The sequence below is a fragment of the Algoriphagus zhangzhouensis genome, assembly GCF_900148515.1.
GTDB classification, from domain to species: Bacteria; Bacteroidota; Bacteroidia; order Cytophagales; family Cyclobacteriaceae; genus Algoriphagus; species Algoriphagus zhangzhouensis.
The window spans coordinates 642,262-656,050 of the sequence record NZ_FRXN01000002.1; the positions used below are offsets into that span (position 1 = coordinate 642,262).

Sequence of the window (13,789 nt, forward strand, 5' to 3'; positions counted from 1 at the left end):
ATTTGTCCGACTAGTTTAAAAAATTGTGAAGAATTGAATTTGGATAGCATAGGATCCACCCCTTGTCTATTATCTTAGGGTAAAATTTAACCTATTCATCCCAAAAACCTATACTAATGTTTGAAATCATCCCTTCTATTTGGCTTATCAACGGAAAATGTGTTCGTTTAGAACGAGGAGATTTTGCCACAGAGGAGGTGATTTCCAATAATCCACTGGAAATAGCTCAGCAATTTGAATCCGTTGGGATCAAAAGGTTACACTTGGTAGACTTAGATGGAGCGAGAAGAGGAGAGCCCAAAAACTATCATATTCTTGAAACCATTGCTGGTTATACAGATCTGAAGATTGACTTTACAGGAGGAATTTCAACTGATGGAGATGTCATCAAAAGCTTTGAATTTGGTGCAAAAACTGTCACCATATCTTCTGCAGCTGCCAACTATCCGGAGAGATTTACCCAGTTTATTCTTTCCTACGGGAGAGAAAAAATAAACCTTGCTGCCGACACCAATCCTGTTGATTACAAAATAAAAATCAGAGGATGGTTAAAAAAAACCTCAATTGACCTATTTGACCATATAGGCTTTTTCTACGATAGAGGACTCAAATATTTGAAATGCTCAGATGTCACCAGAGACGGAGTGATGGAAGGACCAAACTATGAGTTATTTCAAAAGATCATTGAGAAATTTCCTGAAATCCATTTAGCTGCAAGTGGTGGAGTAAGAGGGATTGATGATTTTAAGCAAATGCGAGATATGGGTATCAAAGCAGCTGTCTTTGGAAGGGCATTTTATGAAGGAAAAATAAGCCTCGAAGACTTAGAGGCATTTAATAAAGAACAATAAAAAAAGAGGCTTGAAGCCTCTTTTTATTTTTATGCTAATTAGTGTTTAGTCTGCTTTGAGTTTATCCACGACATAGAGGAAAATATTGAAAGATAAAGTTGATGGTACAGGCTCAACCTTTTTTCCCTCAGGATTCAAAACCACTTCTCTTCTAATTGGAGTAGAAGGAATAGGCAATGGATTTGAAGTGGACTTATTTGAAGGTGCAATTACCTTAGGAATAACTAGTTCCAAACCATGTTGGTCTTCAACTAAAGGTCTATCAACGGTTCTGTTCGCTTCAGACTCAGCTTTTTCTTGCTCATTTTGAGCAAAAGAATCTTCTGCAAAAAGGCACATTCCCAGAACAGCTCCACATAGAAAGCCAGCTTTTTTAAAAGGAAATGATGAATATTTGAACATTTTCAGAATAGGATTAGCAACAATTAAGCTTTAGGTTTGCAATCAGTTTCTAAAAATAACAAATTTTTCTTCTATGCAAACGATTGGTATCGAAGATTTCATCAAAATTGATATCCGAATTGGAACGATAATACGAGCAGAAAATTTTGAGAAAGCCAGAAAACCCGCCTATAAAATTTGGGTAGACCTCGGCCCAGAATTAGGCATCAAGAAATCTTCCGCCCAAATTACTGTACACTATTCGCCTGAGACACTTATAGGCCGTCAGGTAGTATGTGTGGTTAATTTTAAGCCTAGACAAATAGCTGACTTTATGTCTGAAATCTTGATAACAGGATTTTCTGATGAGGATGGAGCTATTATCTTAACAAGCTCGGAAAGACCTGTACCAAATGGAGCAAAACTTCACTAAGAACCAAATGCAAAACATGAAATCAAAATTCATTTTCCTCTTTTGCCTGATTGGAATAATCTACCAATCCCAAGCTCAGGATACAGTTGAAATTCCAGATTCCCCCAGAACTTTTGTGACCCAACATTCTGGAACATTTCATGGACAAAAAGTCAATTACAAAGCGATTGTAAAAGAAACTTTTCTCAAAAACTCAAAAGGAGAAAAATCAGCTTCCATGTGGAGCACTTCTTATTTGAGAGATGGAGTTGATCCTAAATACCGTCCTGTCACCTTTATTTTTAATGGAGGCCCAGGTTCAGCTTCCATTTGGCTTCATATGGGCTTTTTTGGCCCCAAAGTGGTCAAAGTGGACTCTAAAGCAGAATCTGACGATGGAGCCGCACCTTACCAATTGGTGGATAATACGGAGGCTTTACTTGATATCTCAGATTTGGTTTTCATCGATCCTATTGGAACCGGTTTTAGCAAAGTTATTGGCAATGGAAAAAATGAAGACTATTGGGGCTTGAATGAAGATGCAGAATCCATTGCCCAGTTTATCCGAATCTGGTTGAGAGAAAACAAAAGATGGCAATCTCCAAAATTCCTAGCTGGCGAAAGCTTTGGAACCACTCGAGCAGCCAAACTAGCGGAAGTCTTGGAAGGTGACGGGCAAAGTGTTTCCCTGAATGGAATAATATTGATTTCTCAGGCCTTGGATTATCAGGGTTCTTCCTCTTGGCAAGATAATTTGATTTCAAATTTCACCTATCTACCATCGATGGCGGTGACCGCTCGATATCATGGCAAAGCAGGAGAAGGAAAAAGCATTGAAGACTTTGCTCAGGAAGCTAGAGATTTTGCCTATAACGAGTATTTACCCTCCATCTTCAAAGGAGAACTACAAACAGAATCAGAAAAAGATGCAATTGCTGAGAAATTAGCCTATTTCACTGGATTGGATAAAACCTACATTCTCCAATCAGATAATTCCATTTTGATGCATCGATTCAAAAAAGAGTTATTAAAAGATGAAGGTAAGGCTATTGGAACCCTAGACGGAAGATTTGCGGCTGTTGAGACCGATCAAGTGGCGGAAGGTCCAGTATTGGGTGATCCGAGCGATTATATGACCGAGGGAGCCTATACCGCGTCATTCAATCAATATTTATTGGATGATTTGTCAGTGGATTTGGAAGACCCCTACCTTTCTTCCAATGGACAAATTGGAAGTGCCTGGAGATGGAGACCTGTACCAGATGGCCGCTATTGGGAACCCACCTACGTCAGCACAGCCAGATCTCTCAGCGAAGTGATGCACAGAAATACATCTTTGAAGGTTATGGTTGCAAATGGCTACTATGATTTGATCACACCATTTTTTGACGCAGAATACACCTTTGCAAGACATGATTTCCCTCAGGAAAGAATAGAAATGAAGTATTACGAAGCAGGCCACATGATGTACAACCGCCAAGAAGATTTTGATGCTCTATCCCAAGACATCAGATCGTTTTTAGAAGATGTATTGAAAAAGGATTAAACCTCCTGCTCTTTTAACAAAGGTAAAAGTTCATCCAAATACTCACGATTATTGGCTAGGCGTGGCACTTTATTCTGTCCGCCTAGTTTTCCTTTTTTCCTAAGCCAACTTTCAAAAAGTCCTGCCTGAGCAATGTGGATTATCGGCTCGGTCAAAGCTAGCCCCTTATGTCTTTTTGCATCATAATCGGAATTGATTGATCTCAATTGGCTGTCCAAAAGCTCTTTAAACTTTTCTTCATCATTTGGATGGGTTTTGAACTCCACAATCCACTCATGAGCTCCTTTGGCACCACTTTGATCAAAGTAAACTGGCGCAGCTGTGAAATTTACAATCGTTGCGTCCGTACAATCAGCGGCATATTCAATGGCCTTCTCGGCATTTTCTACAATAACTTCCTCTCCAAAAGCATTGATGAAATGCTTGGTTCTACCAGAAATTCTGAAACGATAAGGATATGTAGATGTGAATTTGATCGTATCCCCGATTTTATACCTCCACAATCCTCCATTGGTTGAAATCAAGATCGCATAGTTTTTCCCAACTTCTACATCTTGTAATGGTACCACAGTCGGGTTCTCTTTCTCCCATTCTTCCATTGGAATGAATTCATAGAAAATTCCGTAATCCAAAAGTAAAAGCAACTCGTCAGATTCTGGACGATCTTGAATTCCAAAGAATCCTTCAGAGGCATTGTAGGTCTCCATATACCTCATCTTGTCGGAAGGAATCAGTTCTTTAAATAAGGATCTATAAGGACCAAAGGCAACAGCCCCATGAAAAAAGACCTCTAAATTTGGCCAAACCTCGAGGATATTGTTGGCCCCTTTGATCTCAAGAATTCTCTTCATCAAGACCACTGTCCAAGTAGGCACACCCGCAATACTGACCACATTTTCATCCATGGTCTCCCGAGCCATTTTTTCTATTTTGGCCTCCCATTCGCTCATCAAAGCGGTCTCTAGGGACGGAGTCCTTACTATCTGCGCCCAGATCGGCAAGTTCTGCATGATCACTGCAGAAATATCTCCAGCCTTGGCCGTTCCTTCTGGATTTAACGGATTCTTTTCAAGCGTCCCACCAATGGTAAGATTCTTACCGGCAAAGAGTCTGGAATCAGGGAAATTATTGACGTAGATAGACACCATATCTTTCCCTCCTTTGTAATGACACTCTTCAAGGCTTTCCTCAGATACTGGGATGTATTTACTCCTGCTAGAAGTTGTTCCAGAGGACTTAGAAAACCATTCTATCTCCGTGTTCCAAAGGACAAACTGCTCACCTTTCATTACCCGGTCTATGTAGGGCTTGATCCCATCATAATCCAAAATGGGCACTTGACGAGCAAAATCCTGATAGCTTTTGATAAATGAAAAACCAAACTCTTTTCCAAAAGCAGTCTTTCTTCCAGCCTCTATCAATTCCCAAAAAATCTCTTCTTGAACCTGAACTGGGTTCCTTTTAAAATTATCTATCTGACCTAGCCTGTTTTTAAAAATCCAGGTCATGAAGCTGTTAAGCACTTCCATTTCTAATTAAAAATTTTACGTTTTAGCTCAAACTGACTTCCCAAGTAAACCTTTCTCACTTGTTCATCTGCCGCTAACTCTTCTGCAGTTCCTGCTTTCAGAAGCTTTCCTTCAAACATCAAATAGGCACGATCAGTGATCGACAATGTTTCATTCACATTGTGATCTGTAATCAGGATTCCGATGTTCTTGGTTTTCAGTTTGGCTACGATTGTTTGAATCTCCTCTACGGCAATAGGGTCTACTCCCGCAAAAGGTTCATCCAACAATACAAATTTTGGGTCTACCGCTAAGGCTCGGGCAATCTCTGTTCTTCTTCTTTCACCTCCTGAAAGCACCATTCCCAAGTTTTTGCGAACGTGGGTCAAGCTAAACTCTTCCAAAAGGCTTTCAACTTTTTCCTTCTGTTGTTGCTTTGGCATTTTGGTCATTTCCAATACTGCCATGATATTCTCCTCAACGGTCAATTTTCTAAAAACAGAAGCCTCTTGAGCCAAATAACCAATCCCTTCCTGGGCACGCTTGTACATAGGAAGGCTGGTGATATTTTCATTTTCCAAAAATATGTTCCCTTCATTGGGCTGGATCAATCCTACAATCATATAAAAGGAAGTAGTCTTTCCAGCTCCATTGGGACCCAAAAGTCCAACAATTTCACCTTGCTCGACTTCCACGGAAATGTCATTGACGACACGTCTTCCTTTGTAGATTTTGACCAAATGTTCTGCCCGAAGTTTCATCTTTAATCAAATTTGATGTCTTTCACATAGAGTTGCAAGCTACTCTTATCTCTGAAAAAATTCTCTCTCATTTCTCCCACAATGTCAAATCGCATTCTGCTGCGAAGCATATCGACTGTGGTCAAATCAGGATCTTTGGCTCTATCTGCCATACCAAAACCCAAACAAACCGGAGTCGTCACTTGACCGTCTTGCACGATCTTGAAACGAAGATGTTTGTCTTTCAGCACCACCACATCCTCAGCGTATACATTGGAAATGCGGAAAATTGGCTCTGGATTTCCTGGTCCAAATGGAGCCATCTGACGGAGAATGTTATGGAATTTATAATTGATCTGATCCAAAAGCAATTCATCATCTACCTCAATGACTGGCTTGCGATGGATCTCCTCGATTCTTCTTTTGACAACCTGCTCAAACTTTTCCTGAAAAGCTGGCACTTTATCCACAGACAAAGTCAAGCCTGCGGCATATTTATGCCCTCCAAATTGATCCAGCAATTCTGAGCATTCAGCTATCGCTTCGTAAATATCAAAATCCACAACCGAACGGGCACTTCCCGTAGCTTTGGCATTGGATTCCGTCAAAATGATAGTTGGACGATAGTATTTTTCGATGCATCGACTCGCAACTATTCCGATCACGCCTTTATGCCAATCCTCTTTGAAAAGTACAGTGGAATTCCATTCAGCATCCTCTTCACGGGCAGCTATCATCTCAAAAGCTTCCTTGGTGATATTCTCATCAAAGTTTCTACGGGTGGCATTCACCTCATCCACCAACTTCGCTCGCTCAATGGCTTCTTCCAAATCGGTAGAAATCAACAATTCTACAGATGCTTTTGCATGCTCCAATCTTCCAGAGGCATTGATTCTAGGCCCGATCTTGAAAACGATATCTGAGATTCCAATTTCTTTCTCGATTTTACTTCTCAAAATCAATGCTTTCAAACCAGCCCTTGGCGTATTATTAATCCGGTCTAGGCCATAAAATGCCAAAATTCTGTTTTCACCGGTAATTGGAACGATATCCGCTGCAATACTTACCACCAAAAGGTCCAGATAAGCATAAAGCCCGGATTCTTCCATCCCTTTCTTTTTGGCGAAAGCCTGAATCAGCTTAAATCCAACACCACAACCGCTCAGTTCTTTATAGGGATAGACGCAATCTTGTCTTTTGGCATCCAAAACTGCAATCGCTTGAGGCAGTTCATCTCCTGGAGTATGGTGATCGCAAATGATAAAATCGACACCCAGCTCCTTCGCTAAATTGACCTTATCAATTGCTTTTATTCCGCAGTCCAAGGCGATGACTAAGCCAAAATCATTTTCGGCAGCATGTCTTACACCTCGTTCGGAAATACCATAGCCCTCTTTGTATCGATCTGGGATATAAAAATCAACTTTGGGATAAATGCCTTTTAAAAAACTATAAACCAAAGCTACCGCCGTGGTCCCATCCACATCATAATCCCCATAAACCAGAATTTTTTCCTCTCGGTCGATCGCCAATTCAATTCGTTCCACCGCGGCTTGCATATCCTGCATCAGAAATGGGTCATGCAACTGGCTTAGATTAGGACGGAAATAGTCCTTTGCCTGGTCAAAACTCTCCACTCCTCTATTGATCAACATATTCGCCAAAGTCGGATTCACATTGATCTCTTTGCCAAGTTTTTCAACAGCAGATTGTGAGGCTTTGGGTTTTTGCTTCCAGACGTACTCCATTTGGCTAAATTACGAAAGTATTTGGGATAGATTCCGCCCAAAATCAGAGGGCAATAGAGAATCAAGCTTAGAATCCGGGAAAAAGTTTCAGAGATTCTAGCTCTTTGTTTTCCGATACTGAAACCAGAAATAGCCGGGAAAAATCAAGGCCTTGAGCTTCCAGTCATTTTTCTCCTTGATGCTCAGCGAATTATCTTCATGAACAACTCGATACATTTTGCCCGCCAAGAGGCAATGCCCAATCAAAAGGGCAAAGACAATTGCATAAATAACCAACTCCTGCATCTTAAGCTTTTTTAAGAACTAAAGCTGCCCATTGGTTCTTTTCGGAGGTTTTTACAAGCTCAAAACCCAATGGTTCTGCCACTTCCATAAGATCAGCGATATCTCCTGTGTAAAATCCGCTCAAAAGTAAATTTCCTCCTGACTTGACCAGAGAAGCATACACTTCCAGCTCGTCTAGGAGAACATTCTTATTGATATTAGCCAAAACAATGTCATATGTTCCTTCGGGCTTCACCTCCCGAATGGTTCCCAAGCCCATTTGAATGGAAAGATTATTAAGTGCAAAGTTTTCATTTCCATTCTCCACACACCAATCATCAATGTCGAAAGCCTCTACCTTGTTTGCTCCCAGCAAATGAGCCATAATGGCCAAGATTCCAGTGCCGGAACCTACATCCAATACTCTTTTTCCTTGATGATCGATTTCCCCTTGCAGTCGAAGCATCTGAAAGGTAGTAGCATGATGCCCTGTCCCAAATGACATTTTGGGATTAATGACAATTTCATGCTTGAAACCCTCTTGAGCTGGGTGAAAAGATGCTCTCACGTAGACTAGGTCATCTACAGCAATTGGGTCGTAATTTTTTTCCCACTCTTCATTCCAATTTACTTTGGCAACTTGGCCCTCAGTGATGGTGATTTGAGCAGGTGCTTTATAGGTATTGATGACTTCCTCAAATACCGCTCTTTCAAAAGAATCAGAAGGGGCATAAACTTCAATTCCCTCCTCAGTCTCGAGGAAGGAATCAAAGCCAATTTCAGAAAGTTCAGCAATCAGGATTTCCCGGAATTCCTCCAGGCACTTGATTTTAAACTCCAGGTAATCCATGTTATTAGTATGATTTAACGATATCGATAAAGTCTCTTGATTTCAAAGAAGCTCCTCCGATCAAACCTCCGTCAACATCTGGTTTGGACAGCAATTCAACAGCATTGTCAGGCTTCATGCTTCCTCCATAAAGGATAGAAATTTCAGCAGCCACATCTTTACCATATTTTGCACCCAAATGTCTTCTCAAAGCAAAATGCATTTCTTGAGCTTGATCAGCAGTAGCAGTTTTACCAGTTCCGATAGCCCAGATTGGTTCGTAAGCAATCACAACTTTTTGGATATCTTCTGCACTCAAATCAAATAGAGAGTCAGTCAATTGGAATTTCACATTCGGCTCATGAGTTCCAGCTTCTCTGATCTCCAAAGACTCACCGCAGCAGAAAATTGGAGTCAATCCACTTTCTAAAGCTTTTTTCACTTTTACACTCAAAAGCTCATTGTCTTCCTTGAAATATTCTCTTCTCTCAGAGTGACCAATGATTACATATTCCGCTTCAAATGAAGCAATGATTTTAGCTGATACCTCACCAGTATAAGCTCCTGAATCTTTATCAGAGCAATTTTGTGCTCCAACAGAAATACCTGGAGTATCACCGATTAGTTTTTTAACAGGAAAAATATGTGGAAATGGAGGATTCAAAACAACAACAACATCGGAGATCTTCTCATCCTTGTACATGTTGACGATTTCTGATGTCAATTTTTGTCCCTCATCTAGGGTCAAGTTCATTTTCCAGTTTCCGGCAATGATCTTCTTTCGCATAGTGGTAGTAAAATTTATTAGGTTTGAGTCTATCAAATAGGTAAAATCGAATAAAAGTAAGGAAAATGTCCGGTTGGCGAAAAAATAACCCCTCACCGTCCATAAAAAAGTCTTGGTCCCATGAAGAGGCCAAAGAGAAGCTATCTACCTATTGTGCCTATCAAGAAAGATGCTCTTGGGAAGTGAGGAGAAAGCTTTTTGAAAAGGGTATTTCAGGTGACATTGTGGAGGAACTCATTGACTTTCTTGTGGATGAAAAATTTCTTGATGAAGAGCGCTATGCAAGATCTTTTGCAAGGGGAAAATTTCGACTGAAAAAATGGGGCAGAAATCGCATCAAAATGGAGCTGAAAATGCGCCAGATTCCTGAAAATTTGATCCGAAAAGGATTATCAGAAATTGACCCTGAAGAATATTATGACACACTACTTTCTGAAACAGAGAAAAAATGGGAAAAAACCCATGACTCAGATCTGTACAAAAAGCGATTTAAAGTAGTTGGCTATTTGATGCAAAAGGGATTTGAGCAGGATTTGATACAGGAAGCGATAGATAGTATTCAGTCTCAGTGATCAGTATTCATAGTTCACTAAATGAGAAATACGATCCCGATAATTATCGGGAACGAGCAGCAGAGTGGATTTTTAGTCCTATATCTCAAAATCTCTGTTCTCTCAATCTCCTAATCTCGAACATCGAATGATGAATTTCGAATAATGAATAAAGGGAAACCAGCTTCTATCGACCATGGACAATCTCCAATCTCTATTCTCTAAATCTCTTATCTCAGAAATATCGAACGCCGAATGATGAATTTTGAATAATGAAGAAGGGCAAGAATTAGACTCAGGGCCTAATCTTCCAATTTTGGAATAAAATCACTCATAATCTTCGCAGAAAGCAAAGAAAGGGGAATACCTCCGCCAGGGTGAACAGAGCCTCCACAGAAATACAGGTTTTTGATCGAGGAAGAATAATTCGCATGTCTCAAAAATGCAGCGAACTTATTATTAGAGCTATTGCCATACAAGGCCCCCTGAGCACTGGAAGTCTTGATTTCAATCAATCTAGGATCCAAAATCTCCTCGACTTCAATTAAGGATTCTAAGTTGGTCTTTAGAACTCGATTGATTTTGGCAATCATATTTTCCCTCGCTTCTGCAATCAACTTGTCCCATTCCTGTCCCTGATTATTGGGAACATTGATCATGGTAAACCAATTCATGCATCCTTCTGGAGCATCATCCGGCTTACAAACAGAAGTGATATTGATATAGACAGTGGGATCATGATATATTGAGCCTTTCTGAAAAATGTACTCAAACTCTGCCTTATAATCTTCTGAAAACAGAATATTGTGAAGGCCTAACTCTTTAAACTCTTTCTTGATTCCCCAGTAAAAAATCAAGGCAGAGCTGGACTTGGGTTGATTGAGGAGAAGTTTGGGTTGCTTTTGTTTCTTCAAAATGGTCTTATAGGCATTGACCATATCCATATTATTCACGACTAGATCAGCCTGATACTTTTTCCCACTAACCATAACTCCAACGGCTTTTCCATTCTCAACGATTACCTCCTCGACCTTTGAATTGAAATGATAGGCTACTCCTAAATCTTTGCTGAGTTGAAAGAGGCTAAGCGTAATATCATGCATTCCTTTCTTTGGAAAATAAGCGCCAATATTGAACTCCAAATGAGGAATGATATTCAATGTAGCAGGAGTCTGATAGGGATCAGAACCATTATATGTCGCATAGCGATTGAAAAGCTGAACCAATTTTGGATTTTCAAATAGCTTTTCATTGGCTTGGTTCATGGTGGAAAAAATGCCAAGCTTTCCCATTTTTCCATAGGATTTCAATGCATCTGTTCCGGTCCAGGTACTCAGCTGATGGAGAGATTTATGCATAAAAAGTGGAGCCAAGTGCTTATAGATAAAAGAGGAATCTTTTAGAGCCTTTCGAATATTTCCAGCCGGTTCTCCCAATTTAGTCTCCACCTCCTCTGCGAAACGATTGATATCAGCCCAAGCCTGAATTCTTTTTCCATCCTCCCAAAAATAATGACAAGTCACATCCAGCTTTTGGTAGTCAAAATGGTCCTTTGCTTTCTTTCCTGCCAAATGAAATAATTCCTCCACTTGCTCGGGCAAAGTAAAAAGTGATGGTCCTGCATCGTATCGATATTTTCCTTTTCGGATTTCAGACAGTTTCCCTCCAGGAAAGGAATTGGCTTCAAAAACTTCAACTTGATAGCCCTTCACGGCAAGGCGAATAGAGGCAGCTATTCCTGCAATTCCTGAACCGATGATCAATGCAGTTTTTCCCATTTTTCTAAAAAAAGATAAGCTAAAGTAAGGTGAAAGAATTAGACAATAAACCCGAGCCTATTGTTCAGATAAATATTCCAATGTCTCTATAAATTAAAGGAATACAGTTTTAACTAATAAAATATCCACTTGTAACATTTTTAGAAATTATTATTTCAAAACCATTTTTTTGTATTTGAAAAACATTTAATATTGATTAATAAAATCCGACACTATGAAAAAAACTTTTACTTCAAGCTTTTTGGGATTGGCAATCTCAGGCTTGCTTTTAGCTTCTTGTAGCCAGATGGCTAGCTATGAAAATGAAGATCTTGCTTTGGAACAAGCCAGAGCAGACAAGGAGGGATTCACTTTGAGTCCTTTTGGTTCTGTAATAGGACTTAATTTAAAAGAATATATTGAATGTGAGGATAGAACAGTAGATGACTGTATTACCGATGATCCTATCACATGGTATGTTCAATCAACTACTAGCTCTTTCACCTCTAACCAAGGAGATATTACTGTAGAGATCTTTAACACTCCAACACATTTGAATTATTCTTTTACTAGTTCTACAGGAGACAAAATAAAAAAAGTAACAATCAATGATGTGGATATTTATGCAAGTAATCAGCCTTCTGCTGAGCCATTAATTCATTCTGTTCCATTAGGCGAATATAATGTGGATTGGTTCGCTTGCGATGAGGTTACTGACAAAATTGAAGTAAAACGGGTAAATAGTTCTGGGATTGGTGATGGTCAGTATCTATTATTTAATACATCTTATGACCTTCTTCCAGTTTGTGAAGTTCCAGAGGAAGAATGCACCCTATCATTCGATAAAAAGTTCATCGAGATTGATGAAGATGGATATTATATATATGAGTTTCATTTTACAAGCGACACAGAAATTTTAGATGATGAGAATTCATGGGAAGTTCAACTTACAGTTCCACAGATTTCTGGATTTAAGGCATTAGATGGAAGAACTTATAAAGGTGAAGGTGAAGATGATGAAAATGTTTTAAGATGGGATGGTCAAATTGATGCCTGCGTTCCTTATACTTTCAAATTAGGATTTTTACCAAATTGTTCACTCAATGATGAAGATGGTAAAAAAGTTAAGAAGGCAATTATTGTATCCACTTTTAATGTAAAATCGAAAGGAAATAGGCTTGGCGGTCCTATTTCTATTGACTGCCCTGAATAATTAAAGATTAAAATATTCAACCACCCCTGAACCCAAATTCAGGGGTGGTTTCTTTTTCTACCCACACCGAATTTTTTCCGTCCAGAAAAAGCTTTATTTCTAGCAGGTTGGTTTTTATATTTTTAAAGATTCAAACCAATTCTCTATTTGATGAAAAAGCATTTTCTATGGGGGCTTTCACTTTTAGCTCTCGCTTGCTCCACTAAAACTGAAACGAAAGAAGAAGCACCTCAGCTTTCCGGCAATCCAATTTTCGAAGGTTGGTATGCTGACCCGGAAGGGATCGTCTTCGGTGATGAATATTGGGTTTACCCGACTTTTTCAGCGAAATACAAGGAACAATTACACTTCGATGCATTTTCTTCCAAAGACTTAGTGACCTGGGAGAAGCATGCAAATATCCTAGATACCGCAGCCATCAAATGGGCCAGACAAGCCATGTGGGCTCCGGCGGCAATTGAAAAGGACGGAAAATACTTCCTCTTCTTTTCTGCCAATGATATCCAAACTCCGCAGCGTCCGGGCTACGATCCGAATAACGACATCAACCACTTTGGAGGAATAGGTATCGCTGTTGCGGACAATCCAGGAGGACCATTCAAGGACTATTTAGGAGAGCCTTTACTTTCTGAATTTTACAATGGCGCCCAACCGATCGACCAGTTTGTATTCAAAGATGTGGATGGAACCCATTACTTCTTTTACGGAGGTTGGGGACACTGTAATCTTGGAAAATTGAATGCAGACTTCACCGGATTCGAACCTTGGGAAGATGGTGAGCTTTTTCATGAAATCACTCCAGAAGGCTATGTAGAAGGTCCTTTTATGTTTTTGAGAAATGGAACTTACTATCTAATGTGGTCTGAAGGTGGCTGGACGAATGAAAGCTACAAAGTGGCTTATGCCATGTCTGATTCTCCAACAGGACCATTTGAAAGAGTGGGAACAATCCTAGAAAGAGATAGCATCGCAACCGGAGCAGGACACAATTCAGTGATCCAAAAACCTAATTCAGACGAGTGGTATATGATCTACCATAGAAGACCGATTCCAAACGAGGACAGAGATCATCGAGTGACTTGTATCGATGTGATAGAATTCAATGAAGATGGAACCATCAAGCCTATTGTAATGACCTTTGAAGGAGTGGCAGCGAATCCAATTGATTGATATTCAGAAGGATAAAGCTTGAAAGCTGAAAA

13 protein-coding genes are annotated in these 13,789 nt (G+C 39.8%); 6 read left to right on the forward strand and 7 right to left on the reverse strand.

The annotated features are described in order from the left end of the window. Positions 1-116: 116 nt before the first annotated feature. On the forward strand, positions 117-851 hold the full coding sequence (locus tag BUF13_RS08695) for a 1-(5-phosphoribosyl)-5-[(5-phosphoribosylamino)methylideneamino]imidazole-4-carboxamide isomerase (RefSeq protein WP_073571381.1): 735 nt from the start codon (positions 117-119) through the stop codon (positions 849-851). 45 nt (positions 852-896) lie between these two features. Here the strand turns inward: BUF13_RS08695 and BUF13_RS08700 are convergent, their stop codons facing one another. After that, positions 897-1,253 (reverse strand): hypothetical protein, encoded by a 357-nt coding sequence (locus BUF13_RS08700; protein WP_073571382.1) that lies wholly within the window; start codon positions 1,251-1,253, stop codon positions 897-899. Positions 1,254-1,326: 73 nt separating this feature from the next. Between BUF13_RS08700 and BUF13_RS08705 the strand changes: the two genes are divergently transcribed. Both BUF13_RS08705 and BUF13_RS08710 read left to right on the forward strand, forming a co-directional pair. Next, entirely contained in the window at positions 1,327-1,665 is a 339-nt protein-coding gene (locus BUF13_RS08705) for a tRNA-binding protein (RefSeq protein ID WP_073571383.1), read from the forward strand. 16 nt (positions 1,666-1,681) lie between these two features. Then, complete coding sequence (locus BUF13_RS08710) at positions 1,682-3,190, forward strand: S10 family peptidase (protein ID WP_073571726.1); 1,509 nt, start codon at positions 1,682-1,684, stop codon at positions 3,188-3,190. Here the strand turns inward: BUF13_RS08710 and BUF13_RS08715 are convergent. The 5 genes from BUF13_RS08715 to tpiA form a co-directional block, all read right to left on the reverse strand. After that, entirely contained in the window at positions 3,187-4,719 is a 1,533-nt protein-coding gene (locus BUF13_RS08715; RefSeq protein ID WP_073571384.1) for a GH3 auxin-responsive promoter family protein, read from the reverse strand. The two genes, BUF13_RS08710 and BUF13_RS08715, sit on opposite strands and share 4 nt — an antisense overlap. 2 nt (positions 4,720-4,721) lie before the next feature. After that, complete coding sequence (gene lptB, locus BUF13_RS08720; RefSeq protein WP_073571385.1) at positions 4,722-5,459, reverse strand: LPS export ABC transporter ATP-binding protein; 738 nt, start codon at positions 5,457-5,459, stop codon at positions 4,722-4,724. Between the two features lie 2 nt (positions 5,460-5,461). Next, positions 5,462-7,186, reverse strand: a complete 1,725-nt coding sequence (recJ, locus tag BUF13_RS08725) for a single-stranded-DNA-specific exonuclease RecJ (RefSeq protein ID WP_073571386.1) — start codon at positions 7,184-7,186, stop codon at positions 5,462-5,464. A 286-nt stretch (positions 7,187-7,472) separates the two neighbouring features. Beyond that, positions 7,473-8,300: a 50S ribosomal protein L11 methyltransferase gene (gene prmA, locus BUF13_RS08735; protein WP_073571388.1), complete on the reverse strand. Its 828-nt coding sequence runs from the start codon at positions 8,298-8,300 to the stop codon at positions 7,473-7,475. A 4-nt stretch (positions 8,301-8,304) separates the two neighbouring features. Continuing rightward, the gene (gene tpiA, locus BUF13_RS08740; RefSeq protein ID WP_073571389.1) at positions 8,305-9,066 is read right to left on the reverse strand and encodes a triose-phosphate isomerase; all 762 of its coding nucleotides are present in this window, start codon (positions 9,064-9,066) and stop codon (positions 8,305-8,307) included. Positions 9,067-9,131: 65 nt separating this feature from the next. Between tpiA and BUF13_RS08745 the strand changes: the two genes are divergently transcribed. Then, positions 9,132-9,638 (forward strand): regulatory protein RecX, encoded by a 507-nt coding sequence (locus tag BUF13_RS08745; RefSeq protein ID WP_073571390.1) that lies wholly within the window; start codon positions 9,132-9,134, stop codon positions 9,636-9,638. 281 nt (positions 9,639-9,919) lie between these two features. Here BUF13_RS08745 and crtD read toward each other — a convergent pair whose 3' ends face one another. Then, positions 9,920-11,395, reverse strand: coding sequence for a 1-hydroxycarotenoid 3,4-desaturase CrtD (gene crtD / locus BUF13_RS08750; protein WP_073571391.1), 1,476 nt, complete (start codon positions 11,393-11,395; stop codon positions 9,920-9,922). Positions 11,396-11,609: 214 nt separating this feature from the next. Here crtD and BUF13_RS08755 point away from each other — a divergent pair, with 214 nt between their 5' ends. Both BUF13_RS08755 and BUF13_RS08760 read left to right on the forward strand, forming a co-directional pair. Then, positions 11,610-12,587, forward strand: coding sequence for a hypothetical protein (locus BUF13_RS08755; protein WP_073571392.1), 978 nt, complete (start codon positions 11,610-11,612; stop codon positions 12,585-12,587). Between the two features lie 150 nt (positions 12,588-12,737). After that, complete coding sequence (locus BUF13_RS08760) at positions 12,738-13,757, forward strand: glycoside hydrolase family 43 protein (RefSeq protein WP_073571393.1); 1,020 nt, start codon at positions 12,738-12,740, stop codon at positions 13,755-13,757. The last annotated feature ends 32 nt before the right edge of the window (positions 13,758-13,789 follow it).